We start from the raw sequence: 24,127 nt of genomic DNA, 5'->3' as shown, positions 1-24,127 counted from the left end.
CGGCGGCGTTGTAACGTCCGACACATGGCCACTTTTGATGCGCACCCCGAAGTTCCCCCGAAGGACGCCTCCACCGTCATCCTGATTCGCGACTCCGCGTCCGGGCCCGAGGTGTTCCTGCTCCGGCGCGTCGGCGGGATGGCCTTCGCGGGTGGCATGACCGTGTTCCCCGGTGGCGGCGTCGACCCGCAGGACGCCGATGCGGACGTGGCATGGAGCGGACCGCCGGTCTCCTGGTGGGCCGAGCGGTTCGGCGTCGACGAGGGCAGGGCGAAGGCGCTGGTCTGCGCGGCGGTGCGGGAGACCTTCGAGGAGTGTGGCGTCCTGCTGGCCGGGCCGACCGCGGACACCGTCGTCGCGGACACCGCCGGGTACGCGCAGGCGCGCAAGCAGCTGGAGGCTCGGGAGCTCTCGTTCAGCGAGTTCCTCGCGCGCGAGAACCTGGTGCTGCGCGCGGATCTGCTTCGGCCGTGGGCGAATTGGATCACCCCGGTCGGTGAGGGCAGGCGCTACGACACCCGCTTCTTCGTGGCCGCGGCCCCCGCCGGTCAGATCGCGGACGGCGAGACGTCGGAGGCCGCCGAGGTCACCTGGCAGACCCCGGCGCAGGCCGTCACGGACTGGATCGAGGGCCGCACCATGCTGCTCCCGCCGACCTGGAGCCAGCTGAGCTCGATCGGCGAATACGACACCGTCGCAGACGTTCTCGCCGCCGAGCCGGAGATCCCGGTGATCCTGCCGACGCTGTACCAGGAGGAGGACGGCTCGTGGCAGGTGCGATTCCCCGGTCAGGAACCGTACTACGCCGCCGGGGCGCACCCGTGGGGCGAAAGGTAGCCTTCGCTCATGGCTGAGTTTGTGACTCTCGAGGTATCCGACGGCATCGGCACCATCCGGCTCGCGCGCCCCCCGATGAACGCGCTGAACCGTCAGTTGCAGGAGGAGCTCCGGGCCGCGGCCCGCGAGGCCACCGTCAACGCCGACGTCAAGGCCGTCATCGTCTACGGCGGCGAGAAGGTGTTCGCGGCGGGCGCGGACATCAAGGAGATGGCGGAGATGTCCTTCGCCGAGATGAGCCCCGTCGCGGGCGACCTGCAGTCGGCGCTCGGTTGCATCTCCGAGATCCCGAAGCCGACCGTCGCCGCGATCACCGGCTACGCCCTCGGTGGCGGCCTGGAGATCGCGCTCGGCGCTGATCGCCGGATCGCGGGCGACAACGCCAAGGTCGGCGTCCCCGAGGTGCTGCTCGGCGTGATCCCCGGTGGCGGCGGCACCCAGCGCCTGGCCCGCCTCATCGGCCCAAGCAAGGCCAAGGACCTGGTGTTCACCGGACGGTTCGTCGGTGCCGAGGAGGCCCTCGCGATCGGCCTGATCGACGAGATGGTCGCCCCCGACGAGGTCTACAACGCCGCCCGCGCGTGGGCCTCGCAGTTCGTCGGCGCCGCGAGCCGCGCCATCGCCGCAGCCAAGGCGTCCATCGATCAGGGCCTCGACACCGACCTGAACACCGGGCTCAAGATCGAAGCGCAGCAGTTCGCGCAGCTCTTCGCGACCGACGACCGGACGATCGGCATGGAGTCCTTCGTCGCGAACGGCCCGGGTAAGGCGCAGTTCACGGGCAAGTAGCGGCCCGGCATTCCGCGCAAAACTAGAACCTGTTCACACTCCTTACTACCCGGTAGGCTCTCACCCATGACTGCAAGCCCGAAGGACGGGATGGATCCCGCGCCGAACCCGCACGCCACGGCCGAAGAGGTCGAAGCCGCGCTCAAGGACACCAAGCTCGCCCAGGTCCTGTACCACGACTGGGAGGCCGAGACGTACGACGACAAGTGGTCGATCTCGTACGACGAGCGCTGCATCGACTACGCCCGTGGCCGGTTCGACGCGGTTGCAGGCGACCAGCCGCTGCCGTACGAGCGCGCGCTCGAACTCGGCTGTGGCACCGGCTTCTTCCTGCTCAACCTGATGCAGGGTGGGGTCGCCAAGACCGGATCGGTGACCGACCTGTCGCCGGGCATGGTGAAGGTGGCGCTGCGCAACGCCGAGGGCCTCGGCCTCCCGGTCGACGGCCGGGTCGCCGACGCGGAGACCATCCCGTACGAGGACAACACGTTCGATCTCGTGGTCGGTCACGCCGTGCTGCACCACATCCCCGATGTGGAGCAGTCGCTGCGCGAGGTGCTGCGGGTGCTCAAGCCGGGCGGCCGCTTCGTCTTCGCGGGCGAGCCGACCACCATCGGTAACTTCTACGCACGCTGGCTCGGCCGCGCGACGTGGGAGGCCACCACCCGGGTCACCAAGCTGCCGTTCCTGGCCGACTGGCGTCGCCCGCAGGCCGAGCTCGACGAGTCCTCCCGCGCCGCTGCGCTCGAGGCCGTCGTCGACCTGCACACCTTCGATCCCACGGATCTGGAGAACATGGCCAAGTCGGCGGGCGCCACCCAGGTGCACGCCGCGACCGAGGAGTTCGCCGCGGCGCTGCTCGGCTGGCCGGTCCGGACCTTCGAGGCCGCCGTGCCGCCGGAGAAGCTGGGCTGGGGCTGGGGCCGGTTCGCCTTCGGCGGCTGGAAGACGCTCAGCTGGGTGGACGAGAAGGTCCTCAAGCACGTCGTGCCGCGTGGCTTCTTCTACAACGTGATGATCACCGGCGTCAAGCCCGAACCGAAGTAGTGGGGTACGAGTTCACCCGGGAGGACGTGCGGTACCTGACGTCCGAGGACGGCATCGCCGCCCTCGCCGAGGTGGATCGGCTCGAACTCTCGACGCGCACGCACCTGGCCGACATCGGCCGGGTGCGTGCGCGTTTTGCCGACCGCTCCGGTGCCCTGGTCGAGACGGTGCTGCTGCGGCGCAGGGCCGTCGGCAAAATCGACGGCGGCAGACACTGGCTGTTCACCGACGACGCGCTGCAGCAGACGACGCCGTCCTCGGTCGCGCGCAGGCGGGCCGACCGGGTGGCGGGCCGGGCGGTGCACGACGTGACCTGCTCGGTGGGCGCGGAACTGTCCGCCCTTGTCGGCGTCGCGAGCACGGTGATCGGCAGCGACCTCGACCCGGTTCGCCTCGCCATGGCGCAACACAACGTGCCCGGCGCGACGGTCGTCCGCGCGGACGCGTTGGTGCCGTGCACCCGCGACACCGTCGTCCTCGCCGATCCGGCCAGGCGGGCGGGCGGCAGGCGCAGACACGACCCGGCCGCGCTGCAGCCGCCGCTGCCGGACCTGCTGGAGGCGTACCGCGGTCGCGACCTGTCGGTGAAATGCGCGCCAGGACTGGACTATGACGCGCTGGAGTGGCCGGGCGAGGTGGAGATCGTCTCGCTCGACGGGGGCGTGCGCGAGGCCTGCCTCTGGTCGCCCGGGCTGGCCGGGGCCGGGGTTCACCGTCGCGCGACCGTGCTGACCGCGGACACGGCCTGGGAGCTCACCGATGCCGAACCGGACGAGATCCCCGAACGCGAACCGGGGGAGTGGATCGTCGACCCGGACGGGGCGGTGGTGCGCGCGGGCCTGGTGCGGCACTACGCGGCCAGGCACGGGCTCTGGCAGCTCGACCCGCGGATCGCGTACCTCACCGGCGACGCGGTGCCTGCTGGCGTGCGCGGTTTCCGGATCATCGAGCAGCTCAAGTACTCGGAGAAGGCGCTGCGCCAGGAGCTCGCGCGCCTCGACTGCGGGGTGGCCGAGATCCTGGTGCGCGGGGTCGACGTGGACCCGGCGGTGCTGCGCCCGAGGCTGAAGCTGCGCGGCTCGGCGTCGCTGAGCGTCGTGCTGACCCGGATCGGTCGCACCCCGGTCGCGTTCGTCTGCGCCGCGGGCGTCCGGGCCTGAACCCGGACCCCGGTCGCGGTGCGGGCTAGCGGAGGACGAACACCTCGCCGATCAGGGTGGGGGTGACGACCTCGCCGCCGGGGCCGATCGACGTGCCGACGGTGAAGCCCTCGGCGCCCGGCAGGGTGTCCTGGTCGAGCGTCTCGCCGGTGTCGGTGTCGAAGGTGAGCACCGCGAGACCGGTCTCGCCCTCACGTACCACCGTGTAGCCGGTCGCGCCGCCGGTCTGCGCCGGGACGCCGAGCTGGACGAGGTCCTTTCGCTCCCACAGCAACTCGGCGTGGTCGCCCTTGTCCTCCAGTGCGAGCAGGCGGCCCTTGTCGGAGCCGGCCGGGATGATCAGGCCGTCCGCGGCCACGGAGGGGCTGCCCGCGGCGGCGAACCCGAGGTCGTGGTTCCAGCGGGGCGCGCCGGTCTCGGCATCGAGCGCCCACAGCGCGCCCTTGTTGTCGTTCGCGTACAGCGTCGTCCCGTCGGCGGAGATCACCGGGCTGGACGTCACGCCGCCGGGCAGCGCGTCGGAGGACCAGTCCTCGGTGATCCGGCCGTCGGCGTACCGCAGGCCGACCAGCTCGGCGTGCGGGCGGCCCGGTCGCCAGACGGTGAGGAAGAACCTTCCGGTGGCGAGGTCGATCGCAGCGGCGGTCGAGACGGGGCACTCGGGGGCGCCGAAGAAGCACTGCTCGAGTCCCTGCGCGGCAGGCGGCAGCGGGAGATCCTTGGCGGTGTCGTAGGTCGGCGTCGGGATCAGCTGGTACGACGGCACTATCTCCTTGCCGGTCTGGGTGCTGAGCACCGAGACGACGCCGAAGTGCGTGACGAACAGCAGGTTTCCGTCGGCGGTGAACTGGGCGGACAGCGGCGTCCCGCTAACCACGGTGCGCCAGCGCAGCTGGCCGTGTTCGTTGAACGAGTTCATGGCGCCGTCCTCGCCGACGTACACGTTCGTGACGCGGTCGACCAGCGGGGTCGAGACCGCGACGCCGGGGCCGAGCCGGTTGCACCAGCGCTTGCGGCCGCTCTCGATCTCGAACGAGTAGAGGTTGCAGCCGTTCTCGCTGCGCGAGGTGACGAAGATCTGGCCGTTCGACGCGACCGAGGCGGCCGTCGCGGTCGGTGCGCCGATCGGGCGCGACCAGTCGAAGGAGATCGAGCGGGCCCCCTCGGCGGGGCTGGTGCCGCTGTTGCGGGCGTCCGCGTGCGCGGCGGGCCATCCGTGCGGGGCGTAGGCGTCGTCGAGCGGTGGTGCGCCGCTGCAGCCGCCGATGATCAGCGCCGAAACTGCCGTCAGCGACACCGCTGCCGACCGGAGAACACGCCGCATTCAACACTCCTCGTGTGGATTTCGCTCGGTGCAGACTATCCGGCCTGCCGCCGAGGGGCGCGAACCCGCCCCTCCGCAGAATGCGGATCGGCTATCCGTTGAACGCAGGACAATCGAGGGTTCCGAACGGCGGTCGGGGCCCGCATGTGAAATCTGGAATGATTCAGAATTCAATGGACGCCCGATCACAAGCGTCCAATTGTGGCGCGACGGAGCAGGTCCGAAGCGTCCCGTGATTGGAACGTTATTTCGGTACGTTTCGTATCGAATTGCGGGTAATTAGCCGAAGGAACCGCACAATTCCGGTCGCAATTGTGTTTGAATGGCGACATGGAAGGGTCCGGGGGTGAGGATTTGAGCGCGCCGCGTCGTTCGCCGCGTGTCGACGCGAACGACAATCACCTGCTCGGTACGCCACAGGCGGGGGTCGTGATCGTCGTCGGCCTGATCGTCGGCGCCGCGACGTTGATCGGCGTGATGACGTCCTCCCTGCTCGCGGTCATCGTGGTCGCGGTGACGGCGGCGCTGGTCGCGGCGCTGTTGGGTGGCGGCGGATGGCTCAGCGGTGGGGGCGGAGTGGGCCGTCGCGGGGCGCACATTCGCTGACCGTAGGCTGCATGGCATGACCAGCATGTGGGGCGCACCGTTGCGCACGAGGTGGCGGGGATCACGTCGGACCGACAGCGAGCAGGCGAAGTTCCTGACCCGCGATTCCCTGCGATGGGTGCTCGAGAACAAGGCGTACACGCCCTGGTACCTGGTGCGTTACTACCGGCTGGCCAAGTTCAAGCTCGCGAACCCGCACGTGATCCTGCGCGGCATGGTCTTCCTCGGCAAGAACGTGGAGATCCACTCGACCCCCGAACTGTCGCGGCTCGAGATCGGCCGCTGGGTGCACATCGGCGACGGCAACGCGATCCGCTGCCACGAGGGTTCCCTGCGTATCGGCGACAAGGTCGTCTTCGGCAAGGACAACGTCGTCAACACCTACCTCGACATCGAGATCGGTGCCTCCACCCTGGTCGCGGACTGGTGCTACATCTGCGACTTCGACCACCGGATGGACGACGTCAACGTCCCGATCAAGGACCAGGGCATCGTGAAGGGCCCGGTTCGCATCGGCCCGGACACCTGGATCGCCGCCAAGGTGACCGTGCTGCGGAACACGATCGTCGGCCGCGGGTGTGTGCTCGGCGCGCACGCGGTGGTCAAGGGCCAGATCCCGGACTACAGCATCGCGGTCGGGGCGCCCGTCAAGGTCGTCAAGAACCGCAAGGAGGCCTGGGAGGCCGGGGCGGCCGAGCGGGCCAAGTACATCGCCGCCCTCGAGGACATCGAGCGCAAGAAGGCCGCGGCAGCGGGCTGAGGCGCTGCGCGCCTGTGCGCGGTTGACGAGTGCCTGCACTCGTCAACCGCGCACAGGCGGCGGAGCCGCCTACCGGCCGGGCAGCGGCCGCTGGGGGATGTCGGGGCGTGCCAAAGGGTGTCGCACCCGGCGCTTGGCGCTCAGGTAGACCTGCGCGGTGTCGACCGCGACGCTGTGCCAGTCGAAGTCGGCGGTGAGCCGTTCCCTGGCCGCCTCCGCCCGCCGCTGCGCGGCCGCGGGGTCGTCGAGCACCTCGCGCACCGCCGACGTCAGTCCCTCGACGTCGCCAGGCAGGAACGACATGCCCGTGACGCCGTCGACAACGGCCTCACCGAGCCCGCCCGCGGTGGAGGTGACCAGCGGGGTGCCCGCCGCCGCCGCCTCGAGCGCGATGATGCCGAACGGCTCGTACCGGCTGGGCAGCACGATCGCGTCCGCCGCGTGCAGCCAGCCGAGCAGCTCGGTGTGGTCGAGGCTGCCGAGGAAGGTCACCGAGCGCAGGACCCGGTTGGAGCGTGCCTCCTGCTGCAGCCACTCGAACTGAGTGCCCTCGCCCGCGACGGCCAGGGTGGTGCCCGGATGGCTGCGACGGATCCGGGGCAGCGCGGCGATGATGTCCTGCACGCCCTTCTCGTACTCGAGCCTGCCGACGAACAGCAGTCGCGGCGGGCCGGAGCGTGGCGCGCGCTCCCGGTAGTTCCAGGTGGTGACGTCGATACCGTTGCGGATCACCGTGATCGGCGGCAACTGCGGGCCGTAGAGCTCGGTGACCTCCTCCTCCATCGACGCCGAGCAGGTGATGATCGAGTCCGACTCGTTGGCCAGCCACCACTCCACGGAGTGCACCTGACGGTTGATCGTCCCGGAGATCCAGCCGCTGTGCCTGCCTGCCTCGGTGGCGTGCAGCGTGGAGACCAGCGGCACGTCGAAGTATTCGGCGAGCGCGATGGCGGGGTGTGCGACCAGCCAGTCGTGCGCGTGCACGACGTCGGGCTGCCAGCCGTCGCCGACGCCGGGCTTGCCGAGTGCGACGCCCGCGCGCACCATGGCGTGTCCCATCGCCAGGGTCCAGGCCAGCATGTCCTCGCCGAACACGAAGTGCGCCGGGTCCTCGGCGACCGCCACCACCAGCACGCCCTCCGAGATGTGGGTGATGGTCGGGTGGGTTGACGCGTCGGTGCCGGTCGGGCGCCGCGAGAGCACGACCACCTCGTGGCCGGCCTGCACCAGCTCGGTGGCCAGGTGGTGCACGTGCCTGCCGAGCCCGCCGACGACCACCGGCGGGTACTCCCAGGACACCATCAGGACCTTCATGCGGGACCACCGATCGCTTCGTCGGGGAGTCGCCGGGCGTCCAGCGAGGGGAACAGCCCGTCGGCGTGGTTCCAGCCGTCGGCCAGTTGCCGCGCCCGGTCGAGGTGGCCTGCGGCGACGGCGCCCGCGATCTCCCTGGTGGCGTGGGCGTGCAGGTGCGCGCGGTCGCGGGCGTACCCCGCCGCGGAGTCCTTGCTGACCATGAACGCCCAGTCGCTCTGCACGGTCATGATGGCCTCGCGCAGGATCTGGTCGTTGACCCGATCCCGCAGCTCCGGCCGGCCGGGCGCGCGCTGCGCGCCGCGGGCCTTGTCCACCGCGTCCAGCGCGGTCTGCACCACCTCGGCATTCAGCTGGACCAGGTCGGCGACCTGATCGCCCGCCCAGACCCGCCAATCCTTGCCGCTGCCCCATGAGGAGTCGGCGAGCTGGACGGGTTCGCCGACGAAGCCGGCAGCCCTGGCATCGGCGAGGGTGCCGACCGGGATGCCCGCCTCCGGCAGCGCGCGCAGTACCTTCTCCAGCCACTGCGGGCCCTCGAACCACCAGTGCCCGAACAGCTCGGTGTCGAAGGCGGCCACCACGAGCGCGGGCCTGCCGATGCGTTCGCTCTCCGAGCGCATCCTCGACCGGACCGTGTCGACGAAGTCCGCGACGTGCCGGTCGATGGCGGCGGCCGCGAGTTCGGGGTCGTACGGTGCCTTGTCCTTCGAGTCGACGGTGCGGCCGGTGACCCGTGCGGGCTTGAGCCCGGTGTCGTGGTCGTAGGTGTGGAAGTCGCGGTAGGCGCCGTCACCCGGGTAGCCGGACTTCGGCGACCACACCCGGTAGGAGACCTGCAGGTCGCGGCCGAAGGCCACCACGTCGGATTCGCGGACCGGGCGGCCGAGGGAGGTGTCCCCGCGCAGCGACGGGCCGTCCACCATGAAGTGCTGCACGCCCGCGGCGGCGTACTCCCGCTCCATCCCGGGTGTGTAGCCGCACTCGGGCGCCCAGATCCCGGAGGGCTTTGTGCCCCAACGCGCCTCCGCGTCGGCGAGGCCCTCGGTGAGCTGGAACGAGCGCAGTCGCGGATGCAGCAGCGGCTGGAACGGATGGGCAAGCGGTCCGCCGAGGAGTTCGATGGCGTCGGCGTCGACGAGCCCGCGCAGCACCGGCGAGCCGCCGTGCGCCCAGCGCTCCTCGAAGTCGGTCAGCGCCTCCGCGGCGAGCCGGTGCTCGCGGGCGCCGAGGTCGCGGTGCGCCTGGTCGCGCATGCCCGCGGCCTCGTGGGCGCGCAGCTGCCAGTTGCCCAGCCAGTGGTGCATCCCGGCCAGGCAGTGCGGGTCGTCGAGCTGGGCCGCCAGCACCGGGGTGATGCCGAGGCTGAGCAGCCGCGTGCGGCCTTCCGCGGCGAGCGTGCGCAGCACGCGGGCCACGGGCAGGTAGGTGGCCGCCCAGGACTGGTAGAGCCATTCCTCGCCGACGGGCCACCTGCCGTGGTTTGCCAACCACGGCAGGTGTGAGTGCAGGACCAGGCAGAACATGCCCGGTTCCTGCGCGACTCCTGTCGGTTTGTTCACCCGGACACCGCCGGCTTCCGTGCGATGGCAACCAGATCGAGGCTGGCGTCGATGTCGGGCTCGGTGAGCACGAAGTCGTCCACGGTGATGGCCTCGACGTCGGCGACGAGGTCCGCGGGCCACGGCTCGCCCGCCAGCGCGCGGTCGATCTGGGCGTCGATGAAGGAGCCGCCGTGCTTGGCGTCGAGCTCGCGCAGGCGGGGGCCGTGGTGCACGCCGGTCATCAGGTCGACGACGAAGCCCGCCTCCTCGAGGAGCTCGGTCATCTCGGCGGCGTTGAGCTCGCGGGTGTGGAACGGGTTGAGCGGGGTGTCCCGGCCGGGGGAGAAGGTGATCCGGTTCGGGGTGCTGATCAGCAGCTCGCCGCCGGGGGTCAGCACGCGGTAGCACTCGGCCAGGAACTGGGCCTGGTCCCACAGGTGCTCGATCACCTGGAAGTTGACGACGATCCCGACGCTGGCGTCGGACAGCGGGAGGTCGGCGAGGTTGCCCTGACGCATGTCGATGCGCGGGTAGCGGGCGCGCACGTGCTCGACGGCGGAGGTGTCGTAGTCGAGCCCGATGACCTTGTCGGCGACATCGGCAATCATGTTGGCGCCGTAGCCTTCTCCGGACCCGGCCTCGAGAACGACGCGGCCTGCGCAGCGCTCGAGCAGCTGCCGGTACACCACCTCGTGACGGCGGAACCAGTAGTTCTCCTCGGGCACGCCGGGGACGGTGCGCTCGCCGGTCAGCGGCAGGGTCGCTTCGCTCGGCTGCGGGGTCGCCTCGGCAGCCGTCGGGTGGTTGTCGGCGTCGACGGACATGGCCGGGGTCGAGACAGATGAATCGCTCACCGTTGGGAGGTTAGTGCCCTCGGTGTCAGAACTGGTCGGGGTGGTCCACATCACAGGCATGAATGATCCTCCTGGCCGTTATGGTGGACGAGGTTTCCCACCCAAGTTACTAACGGGTAACTTAACATGGGGTAATCTGACGCACACCCGACGTGCGAACGAGACGGTTACGCGAGCGCTCCTCCTCGACGTGGAGCTGCTCTCGATCATCAGGCAGAAATACACAGGAGGTCGACGAAGACCCATGACGAACATCGTCGTTTTGATCAAGCAGGTTCCTGACACCTGGTCCGAGCGCAAGCTCACCGATGGTGACTTCACGCTGGACCGCGAGGCCGCGGACGCCGTGCTCGACGAGATCAACGAGCGCGCGGTCGAGGAGGCCCTGCTCATCAAGGAGGCACAGGGGGGCGAGGTGACCGTGCTGTCCGCCGGCCCGGACCGCGCCACCGATGCCATCCGCAAGGCGCTGTCCATGGGTGCCGACAAGGCCGTTCACATCAACGACCCGGCCCTGCACGGCTCCGACGCCATCCAGACCGGCTGGACGCTGGCCGCCGCGCTCGGACAGATCGGCTTCGAGAACGAGGAGCCGGCCGACCTGATCATCGCCGGTAACGAGGCCACCGACGGCCGCGTCGGCGCCGTTCCGGCCATCATCGCGGAGTACCTCGGCATCCCGCAGCTCACCCAGCTGCGCAAGCTCACCGTCGCCGAAGGCAAGGTCACCGGCGAGCGCGAGACCGACGAGGGCATCTTCGGCCTCGAGGCCACCCTGCCCGCCATCGTCTCGGTCACCGAGAAGATCAACGAGCCGCGCTTCCCGTCCTTCAAGGGCATCATGGCCGCGAAGAAGAAGGAAGTCTCGGTCCTCACCCTCGCCGACCTCGGCGTCGACCCGGAGACCGTTGGCGTCGCGAACGCGGGCACCACCGTCACCGCGTCCACCCCCAAGCCCCCGCGTACCGCTGGCGAGCGCGTCACCGACGAGGGCGATGGCGGCAGCAAGATCGCCGCTTACCTCGTCGGCCAGAAGATCATCTGATCGCGCCCCTCAACCAGCAGACCCACACGTAGGAGAAGACAGCAATGGCAGAAGTACTTGTGCTCGTCGAGCACGCCGAGGGTGCGCTCAAGAAGGTCAGCACCGAGCTCATCACCGCAGCGCGCGCGCTCGGCGAGCCGGCCGCGGTCGTCGCGGGCCCGGCCGGAACCGCGGCCAAGCTCGCCGAGGCGCTGGCCGCCGCGGGCGCCGCGAAGATCTACGTCGCCGAGTCCGATGACATCGACGGCTACCTGATCACCCCGAAGGTCGACGTCCTCGCCGCCCTGGTCGAGTCCGCCGGTCCGGCCGCCGTGATCACCGCCGCCACCACCGAGGGCAAAGAGGTCTCCGGACGTCTGGCAGCGCGGATCGGTTCCGGCCTGCTCAGCGACGTCATCGAGGTCAAGGCCGACGGCAGCGCCGTGCACTCGATCTTCGGTGGCGCGTTCACGGTCGAGGCCAAGGCCAACGGCGAGGTCCCGGTCATCTCGGTTCGTCCGGGTGCCGTCGAGGCCCAGCCGCAGGCCGGTGCCGCCGAGCAGGTCACCGTCGAGGTGCCGGCTCAGGACGAGAGCGCCGTCAAGGTGACCTCGCGTCAGCCGATCGTCGGTGGCGACCGCCCCGAGCTCACCGAGGCCTCCGTCGTGGTCTCCGGTGGCCGTGGCGTCGGCAGCGCCGACAAGTTCAGCGTGGTCGAGGAGCTCGCCGACTCGCTCGGTGCCGCGGTCGGTGCCTCGCGCGCCGCCGTGGACTCGGGCTACTACCCGGGCCAGTTCCAGGTCGGTCAGACCGGTAAGACGGTCTCCCCGCAGCTGTACATCGCGCTCGGAATCTCCGGCGCCATCCAGCACCGCGCAGGCATGCAGACGTCGAAGACCATCGTCGCCGTCAACAAGGACGAAGAGGCCCCGATCTTCGAGATCGCGGACTACGGCGTCGTCGGCGACCTGTTCAACGTCGCACCGCAGCTCACCGAGGCGGTCAAGGCTCACAAGGGCTGATCCCGCGTCACCTTTCGGCGGCCCCGTTCCCTGGTTGGGAGCGGGGCCGCCGTCGTGTTCACCGAAGTTGCATCGACACGACACCGACCTGATGCCGGGTGGCCGCCCGGCTCGGTGACTCTTCGGGCATGACGACAACGCCGGTCCTCATCAACGATTGCCCGAGCGTCACCACCGTCCCCAGATACACCCTGCTGCTGTCCTCGGACCGCGAGCACCGGGTGGCAGCGCAGCGGCTGCGATACCAGGTGTTCGCCTCCGAACCGGGCTTCGAAGGCGCGGTCCGCGGCATCTCCGACGGTCTCGACGCCGACCACTTCGACGAGTATTGCGATCACCTGCTGGTGCGCGACGAGCTGGCCGACGAGGTCGTCGGCTGCTACCGGATGCTGACCCCGGACGCCGCCATCGCCGCCGGCGGGCTCTATACCGCCACCGAGTTCGACCTCGCCGCGCTCGACCCGCTGCGCCCGCAGCTCGTCGAGATGGGCCGGGCCTGCGTGCACCCCGACCACCGCTCCGGTTCGGTGCTCGGCCTGATGTGGGCTGGCATCCTCAACTACCTGGAGCTCACCGGCTACCGCTGGGCCATGGGCTGCGTGTCGGTGCCGATGCAGGCCCGGCCGAGCGATCTGCCCGGCGCGAACGTGCGCGGGGTCCGCGACCGACTGCTCGCCGCGCACGCCACCGCCCCTGACCTCCGCGTGCGCCCGCTGCGGCCGGTGCCCGACCTCGACGAGATCGCGGCGCCCGCCCGCCCGGTGCTGCCCCCGCTGCTGCGCGGGTACCTGCGCCTCGGCGCCTCGATCTGCGGGGAGCCCGCCCACGACCCCGACTTCGGCGTCGCCGACTTCGTGGCCCTGCTCGGCATGGCCGAGGCCGACGAGCGCTACCTCGGCCGGCTGCGCTCGGCCGCCGCCGCGGTCCCGATGATCGTCCGATGACGCACGACTGGATGCCCTCGAGCCCCTGCGGCGACGGCTGCCTGCCCAGCGCGCCGGAGCGGGCGGGTCTGGCCCGGGTGGCCGCACGGTGCGCGATGCTCGCGGCGATGGTGCTCTCGTTGCCCGTCCTGCTGGCGGGTGGGGCCCTGCCCGGATCCTGGCGCCGCTCGCTGCAGCGCGGCTACTCGCGGGCGGCGTTGCGCGGGCTGGGGGTGCGGCTGCGAGTGCGCGACGAGCGCGGCCTCGACCTCGAACCGGGGGAACGGGGAGTGCTGGTGGTGGCGGGGCACGTCTCCTGGGCAGACGTGCTCGTGCTCGGCGCGCTCGGGCCCGCAGACTTCGTGGCAAGGGCGGACCTGCTGGAATGGCCGCTGCTCGGGACGTTGGCGCGTCGGATGCGGATCATCCCGATCGACCGGGCGCGGCTGTCCGAGCTGCCCGGCGCGGTAGACGAGGCCGCGGAGCGGCTGCGGGCAGGCGGCCGCGTGGTGGCCTTCCCGGAGGGCACCACCTGGTGCGGTCGTGCCTACGGCAGCTTCCGCCCCGCCCTGTTCCAGTCCGCGGTCGAGGCAGGCGCGCTGGTGCAGCCGGTGGGGATCAGGTACTGCACCCCCGACGGGCGGCTGGACACCACGGCCTGCTTCGTCGGGGACCAGACGCTGGCCGCGTCGCTGCGCAGGACGGTCGGCCTGCGCAGGCTCGACGTGGAGGTGCTGCTCGCGCCGCTGGAGGAGCCGGGCGCCGACCGCAGGGAGTTGGCGCGGCGCTGCGAGCGAGCGGCGCGCGCGATCGTCGGCGCGGACCTGACCGTGCAGGACATCCTCGACAGCATGGAGGACCGTCAGACCGCGGCGGCGTGAGCGGGCCTACCAGCACAGTCGCGGTCGCAGTGCCCTCAGGGCGACGGGCTATCCTGGTCAGGTCATGACATCGCCCCACCCGAGCTCCTCCGACCGCAGTGACGTCACCCTGCGGTCCAGCGCGCCATCCCAGGTCTACCTCGATCACGCCGCGACGACACCGATGCTGCCGGAGGCCGTCGAGTCGATGACCGCGGTGCTCGCCACGGTGGGCAACGCGTCCTCGCTGCACGGCTCGGGCCGCGCGGCCCGCCGCCGGGTGGAGGAGGCGCGGGAGTCCATCGCGGCCGATCTCGGCGCGCGGCCGTCGGAGGTCATCTTCACCTCCGGGGGAACCGAGAGCGACAACCTGGCCGTCAAGGGCATCTACTGGGCCCGTCGTGACGCCGACCCGCGCCGCCGCCGGATCATCGCAGGTGCCGTCGAGCACCATGCCGTGCTCGACGCGGTCGAGTGGCTGGTGGAGCACGAGCGCGCCGAGGTCACCTGGCTGCCGGTGGACCGGCTGGGCCGCATCGACCCCGATGCGTTGCGCGTCGAGCTGGCGGCGAGCGCCGACGAGGTCGCCCTCGTCACCGTCATGTGGGCGAACAACGAGGTCGGTTCGATCATGGCGATCGCCGAACTCGCCGCCGTCGCGGCCGAATTCGACGTCCCGATCCACAGCGACGCGGTGCAGGCCGTTGCACAGCTGCCGGTGGACTTCGGGGCCAGTGGGCTTTCCGCGCTCAGCATCGCGGCGCACAAGTTCGGCGGGCCGCAGGGCACAGGAGCGCTGTTGCTCGGCCGCCAGGTGCCGTGCGCGCCGCTGCTGCACGGCGGCGGCCACGAGCGTGACCTGCGGGCGGGCACCCTGGACACCGCGGCGGTGGTGTCGATGGCAACCGCACTGCGGAAGACGGTGTCGGACATGGATTCTCGCTCCTCCGAGCTGATCCGGCTGCGTGAGCGGCTGATCGCCGGGGTGCGCGCGGTCGTGCCGAATGCGGTGCTGAACGGTCCGGTCGGCGATCAGCGCCTGCCCGGCAACGCGCACTTCACCTTTCCCGGCTGCGAGGGCGATTCGCTGCTGATGCTGCTCGACGCGGCGGGGATCGAGTGCTCGACTGGATCGGCGTGCACGGCCGGGGTCGCCAGCGCCAGCCACGTGCTGATCGCGATGGGCGTCGACCCGACCGTGGCGCGCGGGTCGCTGCGGTTCTCGTTGGGACACACCTCGACCGACGCCGACGTGGATGCATTGATCGCGGCACTGCCGCAGGTGGTCGAGCGGGCCAGGATGGCCGGTCTGGCAGGCGCAGGGGCCAGGGGAGGGGCACGCTGATGCGGGTACTTGCGGCGATGAGCGGCGGAGTGGACTCCGCGGTGGCGGCGGCGCGTGCGGTCGCCGCAGGACACGAGGTGGTCGGCGTGCACCTGGCACTGTCCACGGCGCCGGGGACCCTGCGCACCGGATCGCGCGGTTGCTGCTCCAAGGAGGACGCCGGGGACGCACGCCGTGCCGCCGACATCCTCGGGATCCCTTTCTACGTCTGGGATTTCGCGGACCGCTTCAAGGAAGACGTGATCGAGGACTTCATCGAGTCCTACGCCGCGGGGGAGACGCCGAACCCCTGCCTGCGCTGCAACGAGAAGATCAAGTTCTCCGCCCTCGCGGACCGCGCGATCGCGCTCGGTTTCGACGCGGTCGCGACCGGTCACTACGCGCGCCTGGAGGACGGCGTGCTGCGCCGCGCGGTCGACGCCGACAAGGACCAGTCGTACGTCCTCGGTGTGCTCACCGCCGAGCAGCTGTCCCGGGCGATGTTCCCGGTCGGCGACACCCCGAAGCCGCAGATCCGCGCCGAGGCCGCCGAGCGTGGGCTCGCGGTCGCGGACAAGCCGGACAGCCACGACATCTGCTTCATCCCGTCCGGGGACACCAGGGCCTTCCTCGGCGCCAAGATCGGGATCCGGCCCGGCAAGGTCGTCGACGCGGACTCCGGTGAGGTGCTCGCCGATCACGAGGGCGTGCACGGGTTCACCATCGGCCAGCGCAAGGGACTGGGAGTGCAGGGCCCGGCGGCCGACGGCAAGCCGCGCTATGTCACCGCCATCGAGCCCGAGACCGGCACCGTCACCGTCGGCTCGGCCGAGCGCCTGCAGGTCTGGTCGATCGCGGCCGAGCGCGCGATCTGGACCTCCGGCGTTGCGCCGCAGGGGCCGGTCGAGTGCGTGGTGCAGGTCCGGGCGCACGGCGGACTGGCCGAGGCCGTGGTCGTGCCGGTCGACGGCGGACTGGACGTGCAGCTGCGTGAGCCGCTGACCGGCGTCGCGAGGGGGCAGGCCGTCGTGCTGTACCGGCCCGACCCCGCGGGCGACGAGGTCCTCGGCAGCGGCACCATCGTCGGCACCGGCACGGACCGTCGGTGACGGGACCGTCCATCCCGGTCGGCGTCGCGACCGGCGTCGGTTCCTGGCCCGGCACCGATCCGCGGGAGGCCGCCGCCATCGTGGTCGGCGAGCTGCCCGCGCTGCCGCACCTGGTGGAACTGCCCGACCGCGGGGTCGGCGCCGACATGATCGGCCGCGCGGCCGCGCTGCTGGTCGACCTGCCGCTGGACACCTCAACCACCGCCTACCGGCTCGCGCAGCGTCCCGGTGCGGTGACCCGTCGCGCCCGCGACCTGCTCCGGCGCGACCTGGACGCGCTCGAGGAGGCCTGGGAGGTCGCCGGGCGCAGGGGCACCGATCAGCCGGTGAAGGTCCAGTCCGTCGGGCCGCTGACGCTGGCCGCGCAGGTCGAGTTGTCCGGCGGGCACCGCGTGCTCACCGACGCGGGCGCGCTGCGTGACCTCGCCGAATCGCTGGCCGAGGGGCTGAGCGTGCACGTCGCGGAGGTGGCCCGCAGGCTCGGCTCTCCGGTCGTGGTCCAGCTCGACGAGCCAGGACTGCCTGCGGTGCTGGCCGGTTCGCTGGCAGGCGTGTCGATCCTGCAGACCCCTCGCGCGATGCCGGAACCGGAGGCGCTCGCCTTCCTCTCGTCGGTGATCGACCGGCTGGAGTCGCCGGTGCTCGTGCACTCCTGCGCCGCCGGTCTGCCGCTTGCGCTGCTGCGTCGCAGCGGGGCCGCGATGATCGGACTCGACATGAGCGAACTGACGGTCGCGGACCTCGACGGGGTCGGCGAACTGCTCGAGGACGGCATCGCGCTGGCACTGGGGCTGGTGCCGACCCTCGGCCCCGAGCCCGCGCCCGGCTGGCGCGAACTCGCCCAGCCCGCGGTGACACTCGTCGACCGGCTGGGGTTCCCGCGATCGGTCCTCGCCACGCAGGTGACGGTGACGCCTCGATGCGGTCTCGCGGGCGCGAGCCCGGAGTGGGCGCGGGTGGCGTTGCGTCGAGCCGCCGAGCTGACGAGGGCATTCGCGGACGGCGCCGAGTTCGACTGAATCGGACCAGCGGCGGCTCGCTCGAGCGGCGGTGTTGTCTGCCTCCTGCGATAACCTTCCGGCGTGGACGAGAACGCAGCCAAGGGGTCCGAAGCAGCACTGTCAGCGGCCACCTCCGACGAACGCGACGAATGGCAGCGGCTCGCGGAGGAGGTGCGCGAGCATCAGTTCCGCTACTACGTGCGGGACTCTCCGATCATCTCCGACGGGGAGTTCGACGCCCTGCTGAACCGGCTGATCGCGCTCGAGGAGTCCCGGCCCGATCTGCGCACTCCCGATTCGCCCACCCAGCTCGTCGGCGGCGGGTTCGCCACCGAGTTCACCGCGGTCGACCACCTCGAACGAATGCTGAGCCTGGACAACGTCTTCGACGAGGAGGAGCTGCGCGCCTGGGTGCGGCGGGTGGAGGCCGACGCCGGTTCCGACCTGCACTACCTGTGCGAGGTGAAGATCGACGGTGTCGCGCTGAACCTGGTGTATGAGAACGGCAGGCTGGTGCGCGGCGCCACCCGCGGCGACGGCCGCACCGGCGAGGACGTCACCCTCAACGCGCGCACGATCGAGGAGATCCCGCACGTGCTGACGCCGAGCGACGAGTTCCCGATCCCGTCGCTGCTGGAGGTCCGCGGCGAGGTGTTCTTCCGGCTCGAGGACTTCGAGGCGCTCAACGCGTCACTGGTCGCGGAGGGCAAGGCGCCGTTCGCCAATCCCCGCAACTCGGCGGCCGGATCACTGCGGCAGAAGAACCCGGCGGTCACGGCCAAGCGGCGGCTCGGCATGATCTGCCACGGGCTCGGCCGGATCGAGGGCTTCACGCCCGCCTCCCAGCACGACGCCTACACCGCGCTGGCGGCCTGGGGGCTGCCGGTGTCGACGCACACCGCGCGGGTGCGGGGCGTCGACGAGGTGGTGGCGAGGGTTGCGTACTGGGACGAGCACCGCCACGACGTGGAGCACGAGATCGACGGCCTGGTGGTCAAGGTCGACGAGATGGCGCTGCACCGGCGGCTCGGGTCCACCTCGAGGGCCCCGCGCTGGGCCATCGCGTACAAGTACCCGCCGGAGGAGGCCACCACCCGGCTGCTAGACATCCGCGTCAGCGTGGGCCGCACCGGCCGGGTCACCCCGTTCGCCTACATGGAGCCGGTGACCGTCGCCGGTTCCACCGTCTCGCTCGCGACGCTGCACAACGGGTCCGAGGTCAAGCGCAAGGGCGTGCTGATCGGCGACATGGTGGTCATTCGGAAGGCGGGCGAGGTCATCCCCGAGGTGCTCGGCCCCGTGGTCGATGTGCGCACCGGGGACGAGCGCGAGTTCGTGATGCCGACGCACTGCCCCGAGTGCGGCACCGAGCTGGCCCCCGCGAAGGAGGGCGACGCGGACATCCGGTGCCCGAACCAGCGGTCCTGCCCGGCCCAGTTGCGGGAGAGGGTCTTTCACGTGTCGGGTCGCGGCGCCTTCGACATCGAGGTGCTCGGCTACGAGGCGGCGACCGAGCTGCTCAAGTCCGGCGTGATCACCGACGAGGGCGACCTGTTCTCGCTCACCGCCGATGATCTGATGAAGACCTCGCTGTTCACCACCAAGGCGGGGGCGCTGTCGGCGAACGGGCGCAGGCTGCTCGACAACCTGCACTCGGCCAAGGACAAGCCGCTGTGGCGGGTGCTGGTGGCGCTGTCCATCCGGCACGTCGGGCCAACCGCGGCCCGGGCATTGGCCTCCGAGTTCGGCAGCCTCGAGCGGATCGAGAGCGCCTCGGTGGAGGAACTGGCGGCCGTGGACGGTGTCGGCGGCACCATCGCCGCCGCCGTCGTCGAGTGGTTTGCGGTGGATTGGCATCGCGAGATCGTGGCGAAATGGCGGGTGGCTGGTGTTTCCATGGAGGACGCCCGCGACGAGTCGATCGAGCGGAACCTCGAGGGCCTGTCGATCGTGGTCACCGGATCGCTGGTCGGGTTCACCCGCGACGGCGCCAAGGAGGCCATCCTGATCCGCGGTGGCAAGGCCGCGGGCTCGGTGTCGAAGAAGACCGCGTTCGTGGTGGTGGGCGAGGCCCCGGGTTCCAAGCACGACAAGGCGATCGAGCTCGGGGTGCCGGTGCTCGACGAGGACGGGTTCCGGCTGCTGCTCGAGGGCGGCCCGGACGCGGTGACGCCGGCAGGCGCGGAGGGTGACGTCGACACGGCCGGATAGCCGGCACAGCGGGAGGACGACATGGGCGCGTTGATCTACTCGTCGATCTGTTCGCTCGACGGTTACGTCGCGGACCGCGACGGCAATTTCGACTGGGCCGCGCCGGACGAGGAGGTGCACGGCTTCGTCAACGACCGTGAGCGCCCGATCGGCACCTACCTCTTCGGGCGCCGCATGTACGAGGTGATGGCCGTCTGGGAGTCGGCGGTCGGCAACACGGCCCCTGGCACAGCGGACGACTTCGCCGAGCTGTGGCGGTCCGCCGACAAGATCGTGTATTCGACCACCCTGCAGGCGGTGTCGACCTCCCGCACCCGGCTCGAGCGGGAGTTCGATCCCGCGGCGATCCGCGCGTTGAAGGCGTCCTCGCCGCGCGACCTTTCGGTCGGTGGCCCCGGCCTCGCGGCCTGTGCGATCCGGGCGGGACTCGTCGACGACGTGCAGCTGTACCTGGTCCCGTCCGTGGTGGGCGGCGGTACCCCGGTGCTGCCGCAGGATGTTCGCCTGGACCTGGAGTTGGTCGACGAACACCGGTTCCGCGGCGGCACGGTGTTCCTGCACTACCGAACGCGCTAGCCGCAATCAGCCCCGACAGGCGGGACTTCCGGGGAACGCAGGAACACCGAACCGGCAACCGACGTCGGTGACGGCGGCCATCCGCTCGACCGGATTCCTGACCTCCAGGGCCGGCAGCAGTCCGTCGCCGAGGAGTGCGCTCTTGGTCGTGGGCGTTGTGGCCCTGGCGTCGAGGGTTCCGCGGGCCCGCGCGAACTCGACGAGTTCGTCGTAGACCATCGACAGCGCCGCTTCCGTGGTCTGATCCTCCGGATCGAGCCCGGCGAAATCCACCCCGGTCTCGTACTCGTGGCGGACCGCGTGCGGGCCCTGGTCACAGGTGGGTTTGTTCAGGTCGATGCGGAACTCCTGCCGATCCGGCGCGGGCGGGGTGATCGTCCCGGCATCGGTGCAGACATGGTGCGAGATGCGATCACCGAGGGCATGGAGGTAGATGCCGATCCGCGCATTCCAGGATTCGTCGCCGATCCAGGAGTCGAATTGCGACGATCGAACGTCGCCGGAGATGACCTGCTCTCCTGTGGTGTTGGTGAACGGGATCGCGACCGGGGTCTCCACGCTGTACACGCCGTTGATCTGCGCAGGCTGCGGGTCGTCGTAACACGCTGCGCCAGTGGCATAGTCGCCGTTCGACGAGCGGTTCGTGAACCCTCCCGTGCACAGCGGGGCGCTGCTGCCCGGCCCGGCCATGGCCCACCGCCGCACGTGGGTGAGCATCACCTCGTGTGCGGGATCGTCGACATCGGGCCGCAGCCCGCTGGGCCCGGGAGCGAGCGGCCCAGGCATCGTCGGGAGGAAGTGGAAGAGGAACCCGCCGGTGGCGAAATGCGTACGCACGAGCCCGCCGATGTCCTTGGTGGTCAACGTGGCGGCGTCGGCGACGGGTTGACCGTTCACGTCGCGTGGCGCGAAGGTGCCAAGGTCGGTCGCCTCGTCGTACGCCGCGATCCAGTACGCATCTCGCTCCGAGAAGCCGACGGTGCGGGCGATGATGTACGAAGAATCGGCATGCACGAGGCTGCGTCCGCCGAGCGGCTGACGCAGCGTGTACCCGTAGCGCACGAACGCCTCGAGGCCGCAGAGCGGACCGTTCGGGTCGTCCACCGGACACGGGGGCGGCAGGGGCGCACAGTTGTCCGGCGGGGCGCCGCCCTGGCTGTAACAGATGTCTTCGGCGAAGCCGTGCGCCTGCGGCGGTGCGATCACGAACGCTGCGGCGGCGAGCGCCAGCGCCACCGTGGCCGATCTCCGAATGTGTCCATTCATCGACAAGCGCCTCTCCGGTCGCCGCGTTTGTCCAGGCTAGCATCCACGTGGCAGGTTCGGAGCGAGATTTCGCAGGTCGGAGCCACAGCCGCGGGGTGAATGCCACGCGGTCGAGGAGACTTGAGTCTCCCGCAGGGGGAGACGCGAGAGTGGGGACATGGACGACGACGCGCTCTACTCGATCGGTGATCTGGCCCGGCGAACCGGACTGACGGTCAAGGCCATTCGGTTCTACGCGGATCGGGGGATCGTGCCGCCGACCGGCCGCAGCCCCGCCGGCTACCGGCTCTACGACGTCGACGCGATCGCGCGGCTGGATCTCGTGCGGACGCTGCGCGAGCTGGGATTGGACCTGGTCACGATCAAGGGGGTCGTGGACCGCCAGACGTCCCTGCCCGAGGTCGCGGCTGCGCACGCCGAGGCGCTGGCGGCGCAGATCCGGACGCTGAGTCTGCGGCGGACGGTGTTGTCGGTGGTGGCCAAGCGTGGATCCGGCCCGGAGGAGATGAGACTCGTGCACAAGCTGGCCAAGCTGTCCGAGTCCGAACGGCGAAGCCTGATAGTCGATTTCCTCGACAACGCCTTCGGCGGACTCGATGGCGAACCCGGGTTCCAGGGGATCATGCGCTCGATGACCCCGGAACTGCCCGAGAACCCCGAGGCGGAACAGATCGAGGCGTGGGTGGAACTCGCCGAACTGTCTTGGGATCCGGACTTTCGCGTCGTCATGAGGGAGATCGCGCAGGACCACGCGGCAGACCAGAGGGCAGCACGTGCGCACGGCGGCGCGGTCGGCGTGCGCCGTGAGATCGTCGCGGTCGTCCGGGACCACGCGGCGCCGATGGTGGCCGCGGGCGTCGACCCGTCCGCGCCCGAGGCGACTCCGGTGGTCGAGGAGGTGACGGCGCAGTACGCCCGACTGCGCGGTGGCTCCGACGATGTCGGGCTCCAGCGGCGGCTGCTGTCGCGGCTCGAGGCCGCGAACGACCCGCGCCGGGAGCGCTACCTGCGGCTGCTCGCCGTGGTCAACGGATGGGCCGTGCCCGACAGTTCGGCGGCCGCGCTCGACTGGTTCGTGCGGGCCCTGCGCGCCCGGCTGCCCGAGTAGGGAGCCGGGCGCCGTCGACCCCGCTACCGGGCGAGCGCCGCCTTCTGCACCTTTCCCATCGCGTTCCGCGGAAGCGCGTCGACGAACCGCACCTCGCGCGGCCGCTTGTGCCGGGAGAGGTCGCCTGCCACGTAGTCGATCAGGCGCTCGCCCAGCGCGGATCCGGGACTCGTCTCGGAGGTTACGACGAACGCGACCACCCGCTGACCGAGATCGCTGTCGGGAACCCCGACGACGGCGACCTCCGCGACCGAGGGGTGTGCGAGCAGTGCCGCCTCGACCTCGCCCGCGCCGATGCGATAGCCGCCCGACTTGATCAGATCCGTCGACTCGCGACCGACGATCCGGTGGAATCCGGCCGGATCGCAGGTTGCGACGTCGCCTGTGACGAACCAGCCGTCGTCCGTCCATGCGGCGGCCGTGGCCTCCGGCCGGTTCAGGTAGCCGTCGAACAGCATCGGCCCCCTGACCTCCAGGCGGCCGATGCTCGATCCGTCGTGCGCCACGATCTGGCCGTCCTCGGTACGCAGGCGGGTCTCGACGCCGCGAAGCGGTTGCCCCACCCAGCCCGGCCTGCGTTCGCCGTCCGCGCGGGTGCTCAGGGTGATCATCGTCTCGCTCATGCCGTACCGCTCGATGGGCGGGATCCCCGTGAGCTGGGTGATTCGTTCGAACACCGGGACCGAGAGCGCGGCGCTCCCCGACACCAGGAGCCGCGCCCGGCGCAGCGCCCGCGCGGACTGCTCGTCCTCCGCGATCCTCGACCACACCGTGGGCACACCGAAATACATGGTTCCCGGCGCCGCCGCGTAGGCCGCAGGTTTCGGCCGCACCGTGTGGGTGACGCGCGAACCGATCCGGAGGGACGCGAGCACGCCGAGCACGAGGCCGTGCATGTGGAACAGCGGTAGCCCGTGCACCAAGGTGTCGTCGGCGGTCCACTGCCACGCGTCGGCGAGGGCGTCGATGCCCGCGGCGAGGGCGCGGTGGGTCAACAGGACGCCCTTGGGTGCGCCGGTGGTCCCTGACGTGTAGAGGATCATGGCCAGCTCGTCCATCGACGGCCGACCGAGCTGTCCGCTCGTGCTCGGCCTGCGGTCCACAGGGATGGTCGGGAGTCCGCTGTCGATCTGTGTGGGGCCGATCCACTGGGTGGCACCGGAATCCGCGATGATGTGCCGGAGTTCCGCCGGACCGGAGTCGGGCGGGACCGGCACCACGGGCACCCCCGCCAGCAGGCACCCCGTCACGGCGATGATCGTCTCGAGGGTGGGTTCCGCGCAGACGGCTACGGGTCCGGCATCCGGGAGTGCCGCCGCCAGGCCGCTTGCGGCGGAGAACAGTTCGGATCGCGACATGCTCGTGTCCCCGAGGGTGATCGCATCGGCGAGGTCCACCGCGTGGTGGCCGGACGGGTCCAATGACGAGAGAAGCACTGGTGAGTTCCTTTCGGTGGGTTGGTTCTTCA

General features: G+C 70.8%; 22 protein-coding genes. 16 read left to right on the top strand and 6 right to left on the bottom strand.

All coding sequences use genetic code 11. The features are described 5' to 3' along the window. The first annotated feature begins 24 nt into the window (after window positions 1-24). The 4 genes from RM1_RS04685 to RM1_RS04670 all read left to right on the top strand — a co-directional run bounded on the left by RM1_RS04685 (window position 25) and on the right by RM1_RS04670 (window position 3,833). Window positions 25-837 carry an NUDIX hydrolase gene (locus RM1_RS04685; protein WP_072750221.1) on the top strand — a complete coding sequence of 271 codons (813 nt, stop codon included), beginning with the start codon at window positions 25-27 and terminating at the stop codon, window positions 835-837. 9 nt (window positions 838-846) lie between these two features. Continuing rightward, window positions 847-1,626, top strand: a complete 780-nt coding sequence (locus tag RM1_RS04680) for an enoyl-CoA hydratase/isomerase family protein (RefSeq protein WP_027499167.1) — start codon at window positions 847-849, stop codon at window positions 1,624-1,626. 66 nt (window positions 1,627-1,692) lie between these two features. After that, the gene (locus tag RM1_RS04675; RefSeq protein ID WP_027499168.1) at window positions 1,693-2,673 is read left to right on the top strand and encodes a class I SAM-dependent methyltransferase; all 981 of its coding nucleotides are present in this window, start codon (window positions 1,693-1,695) and stop codon (window positions 2,671-2,673) included. Further along, window positions 2,673-3,833, top strand: a complete 1,161-nt coding sequence (locus RM1_RS04670; protein ID WP_072750220.1) for a class I SAM-dependent methyltransferase — start codon at window positions 2,673-2,675, stop codon at window positions 3,831-3,833. Before RM1_RS04675 ends, RM1_RS04670 begins: the two co-directional genes overlap by 1 nt. 25 nt (window positions 3,834-3,858) lie before the next feature. On the opposite strand, the gene RM1_RS04665 is transcribed toward RM1_RS04670, so the two are convergent. After that, complete coding sequence (locus tag RM1_RS04665) at window positions 3,859-5,157, bottom strand: outer membrane protein assembly factor BamB family protein (RefSeq protein ID WP_072750219.1); 1,299 nt, start codon at window positions 5,155-5,157, stop codon at window positions 3,859-3,861. A gap of 330 nt (window positions 5,158-5,487) precedes the next feature. Here RM1_RS04665 and RM1_RS04660 point away from each other — a divergent pair, with 330 nt between their 5' ends. Both RM1_RS04660 and RM1_RS04655 read left to right on the top strand, forming a co-directional pair. Beyond that, window positions 5,488-5,763, top strand: coding sequence for a hypothetical protein (locus RM1_RS04660; protein WP_143069376.1), 276 nt, complete (start codon window positions 5,488-5,490; stop codon window positions 5,761-5,763). 16 nt (window positions 5,764-5,779) lie between these two features. After that, complete coding sequence (locus tag RM1_RS04655; RefSeq protein WP_027499171.1) at window positions 5,780-6,523, top strand: acyltransferase; 744 nt, start codon at window positions 5,780-5,782, stop codon at window positions 6,521-6,523. 69 nt (window positions 6,524-6,592) lie between these two features. On the opposite strand, the gene RM1_RS04650 is transcribed toward RM1_RS04655, so the two are convergent. Genes RM1_RS04650 through RM1_RS04640 form a run of 3 tightly spaced genes read right to left on the bottom strand, consistent with a single transcriptional unit; the run spans window position 6,593 to window position 10,235 of the window. Further along, on the bottom strand, window positions 6,593-7,837 hold the full coding sequence (locus RM1_RS04650; protein ID WP_072750217.1) for a glycosyltransferase family 4 protein: 1,245 nt from the start codon (window positions 7,835-7,837) through the stop codon (window positions 6,593-6,595). Next, complete coding sequence (locus tag RM1_RS04645) at window positions 7,834-9,363, bottom strand: 1,4-alpha-glucan branching protein domain-containing protein (RefSeq protein WP_072750216.1); 1,530 nt, start codon at window positions 9,361-9,363, stop codon at window positions 7,834-7,836. Before RM1_RS04645 ends, RM1_RS04650 begins: the two co-directional genes overlap by 4 nt. Window positions 9,364-9,395: 32 nt before the next feature. After that, a complete protein-coding gene (locus RM1_RS04640) occupies window positions 9,396-10,235 on the bottom strand; it encodes a class I SAM-dependent methyltransferase (protein ID WP_425528661.1) in 840 nt (279 codons plus the stop codon). Window positions 10,236-10,479: 244 nt separating this feature from the next. Between RM1_RS04640 and RM1_RS04635 the strand changes: the two genes are divergently transcribed. The 9 genes from RM1_RS04635 to RM1_RS04595 all read left to right on the top strand — a co-directional run bounded on the left by RM1_RS04635 (window position 10,480) and on the right by RM1_RS04595 (window position 20,285). Beyond that, the gene (locus RM1_RS04635; protein ID WP_027499175.1) at window positions 10,480-11,280 is read left to right on the top strand and encodes an electron transfer flavoprotein subunit beta/FixA family protein; all 801 of its coding nucleotides are present in this window, start codon (window positions 10,480-10,482) and stop codon (window positions 11,278-11,280) included. Window positions 11,281-11,324: 44 nt separating this feature from the next. Next, a complete protein-coding gene (locus RM1_RS04630) occupies window positions 11,325-12,281 on the top strand; it encodes an electron transfer flavoprotein subunit alpha/FixB family protein (protein WP_072750214.1) in 957 nt (318 codons plus the stop codon). Between the two features lie 128 nt (window positions 12,282-12,409). Further along, on the top strand, window positions 12,410-13,225 hold the full coding sequence (locus RM1_RS04625; RefSeq protein WP_072750241.1) for a GNAT family N-acetyltransferase: 816 nt from the start codon (window positions 12,410-12,412) through the stop codon (window positions 13,223-13,225). After that, the gene (locus RM1_RS04620; RefSeq protein WP_072750213.1) at window positions 13,222-14,085 is read left to right on the top strand and encodes a lysophospholipid acyltransferase family protein; all 864 of its coding nucleotides are present in this window, start codon (window positions 13,222-13,224) and stop codon (window positions 14,083-14,085) included. Before RM1_RS04625 ends, RM1_RS04620 begins: the two co-directional genes overlap by 4 nt. A gap of 64 nt (window positions 14,086-14,149) precedes the next feature. Continuing rightward, the gene (locus RM1_RS04615) at window positions 14,150-15,409 is read left to right on the top strand and encodes a cysteine desulfurase family protein (RefSeq protein WP_072750212.1); all 1,260 of its coding nucleotides are present in this window, start codon (window positions 14,150-14,152) and stop codon (window positions 15,407-15,409) included. Beyond that, the gene (gene mnmA / locus RM1_RS04610; RefSeq protein ID WP_072750211.1) at window positions 15,409-16,497 is read left to right on the top strand and encodes a tRNA 2-thiouridine(34) synthase MnmA; all 1,089 of its coding nucleotides are present in this window, start codon (window positions 15,409-15,411) and stop codon (window positions 16,495-16,497) included. The genes RM1_RS04615 and mnmA overlap by 1 nt, the downstream gene beginning before the upstream one ends. Further along, a complete protein-coding gene (locus RM1_RS04605) occupies window positions 16,494-17,516 on the top strand; it encodes a methionine synthase (protein ID WP_072750210.1) in 1,023 nt (340 codons plus the stop codon). Before mnmA ends, RM1_RS04605 begins: the two co-directional genes overlap by 4 nt. 99 nt (window positions 17,517-17,615) lie before the next feature. Next, the gene (ligA, locus tag RM1_RS04600) at window positions 17,616-19,709 is read left to right on the top strand and encodes an NAD-dependent DNA ligase LigA (protein ID WP_072750240.1); all 2,094 of its coding nucleotides are present in this window, start codon (window positions 17,616-17,618) and stop codon (window positions 19,707-19,709) included. Between the two features lie 21 nt (window positions 19,710-19,730). Next, window positions 19,731-20,285: a dihydrofolate reductase family protein gene (locus tag RM1_RS04595; RefSeq protein WP_072750209.1), complete on the top strand. Its 555-nt coding sequence runs from the start codon at window positions 19,731-19,733 to the stop codon at window positions 20,283-20,285. Between the two features lie 6 nt (window positions 20,286-20,291). Here the strand turns inward: RM1_RS04595 and RM1_RS04590 are convergent, their stop codons facing one another. Next, window positions 20,292-21,551, bottom strand: a complete 1,260-nt coding sequence (locus RM1_RS04590; protein WP_072750208.1) for an SPASM domain-containing protein — start codon at window positions 21,549-21,551, stop codon at window positions 20,292-20,294. 157 nt (window positions 21,552-21,708) lie between these two features. On the opposite strand from RM1_RS04590, the gene RM1_RS04585 reads away from it, so the two are divergent. Continuing rightward, on the top strand, window positions 21,709-22,659 hold the full coding sequence (locus RM1_RS04585; RefSeq protein WP_072750207.1) for a MerR family transcriptional regulator: 951 nt from the start codon (window positions 21,709-21,711) through the stop codon (window positions 22,657-22,659). A 23-nt stretch (window positions 22,660-22,682) separates the two neighbouring features. Here the strand turns inward: RM1_RS04585 and RM1_RS04580 are convergent, their stop codons facing one another. Beyond that, entirely contained in the window at window positions 22,683-24,095 is a 1,413-nt protein-coding gene (locus RM1_RS04580; protein ID WP_072750206.1) for an acyl-CoA synthetase, read from the bottom strand. Window positions 24,096-24,127: the final 32 nt, after the last annotated feature.

Origin of the sequence: Rhodococcus maanshanensis NBRC 100610, assembly GCF_001894865.1 — a bacterium.
GTDB lineage: Bacteria > Actinomycetota > Actinomycetes > Mycobacteriales > Mycobacteriaceae > Rhodococcus_G > Rhodococcus_G maanshanensis.
The sequence above is the reverse complement of the archived record's forward strand: the minus strand, read 5'-3'. Positions and strand labels throughout refer to the sequence as shown.

What these genes read in the sequence shown, in the direction of transcription:
- RM1_RS04645 (WP_072750216.1), bottom strand. Translation starts at nt 9,363, where the DNA reads ATGTTCTGCCTGGTCCTGCACTCACACCTGCCGTGGTTGGCAAACCAC.
- RM1_RS04675 (WP_027499168.1), top strand. Translation starts at nt 1,693, where the DNA reads ATGACTGCAAGCCCGAAGGACGGGATGGATCCCGCGCCGAACCCGCAC.
- RM1_RS04625 (WP_072750241.1), top strand. Translation starts at nt 12,410, where the DNA reads ATGACGACAACGCCGGTCCTCATCAACGATTGCCCGAGCGTCACCACC.
- RM1_RS04650 (WP_072750217.1), bottom strand. Translation starts at nt 7,837, where the DNA reads ATGAAGGTCCTGATGGTGTCCTGGGAGTACCCGCCGGTGGTCGTCGGC.
- RM1_RS04685 (WP_072750221.1), top strand. Translation starts at nt 25, where the DNA reads ATGGCCACTTTTGATGCGCACCCCGAAGTTCCCCCGAAGGACGCCTCC.
- RM1_RS04620 (WP_072750213.1), top strand. Translation starts at nt 13,222, where the DNA reads ATGACGCACGACTGGATGCCCTCGAGCCCCTGCGGCGACGGCTGCCTG.
- RM1_RS04635 (WP_027499175.1), top strand. Translation starts at nt 10,480, where the DNA reads ATGACGAACATCGTCGTTTTGATCAAGCAGGTTCCTGACACCTGGTCC.
- RM1_RS04590 (WP_072750208.1), bottom strand. Translation starts at nt 21,551, where the DNA reads ATGAATGGACACATTCGGAGATCGGCCACGGTGGCGCTGGCGCTCGCC.
- mnmA (WP_072750211.1), top strand. Translation starts at nt 15,409, where the DNA reads ATGCGGGTACTTGCGGCGATGAGCGGCGGAGTGGACTCCGCGGTGGCG.
- RM1_RS04595 (WP_072750209.1), top strand. Translation starts at nt 19,731, where the DNA reads ATGGGCGCGTTGATCTACTCGTCGATCTGTTCGCTCGACGGTTACGTC.
- RM1_RS04585 (WP_072750207.1), top strand. Translation starts at nt 21,709, where the DNA reads ATGGACGACGACGCGCTCTACTCGATCGGTGATCTGGCCCGGCGAACC.
- RM1_RS04615 (WP_072750212.1), top strand. Translation starts at nt 14,150, where the DNA reads ATGACATCGCCCCACCCGAGCTCCTCCGACCGCAGTGACGTCACCCTG.
- RM1_RS04655 (WP_027499171.1), top strand. Translation starts at nt 5,780, where the DNA reads ATGACCAGCATGTGGGGCGCACCGTTGCGCACGAGGTGGCGGGGATCA.
- RM1_RS04630 (WP_072750214.1), top strand. Translation starts at nt 11,325, where the DNA reads ATGGCAGAAGTACTTGTGCTCGTCGAGCACGCCGAGGGTGCGCTCAAG.
- RM1_RS04660 (WP_143069376.1), top strand. Translation starts at nt 5,488, where the DNA reads ATGGAAGGGTCCGGGGGTGAGGATTTGAGCGCGCCGCGTCGTTCGCCG.
- RM1_RS04680 (WP_027499167.1), top strand. Translation starts at nt 847, where the DNA reads ATGGCTGAGTTTGTGACTCTCGAGGTATCCGACGGCATCGGCACCATC.
- RM1_RS04665 (WP_072750219.1), bottom strand. Translation starts at nt 5,157, where the DNA reads ATGCGGCGTGTTCTCCGGTCGGCAGCGGTGTCGCTGACGGCAGTTTCG.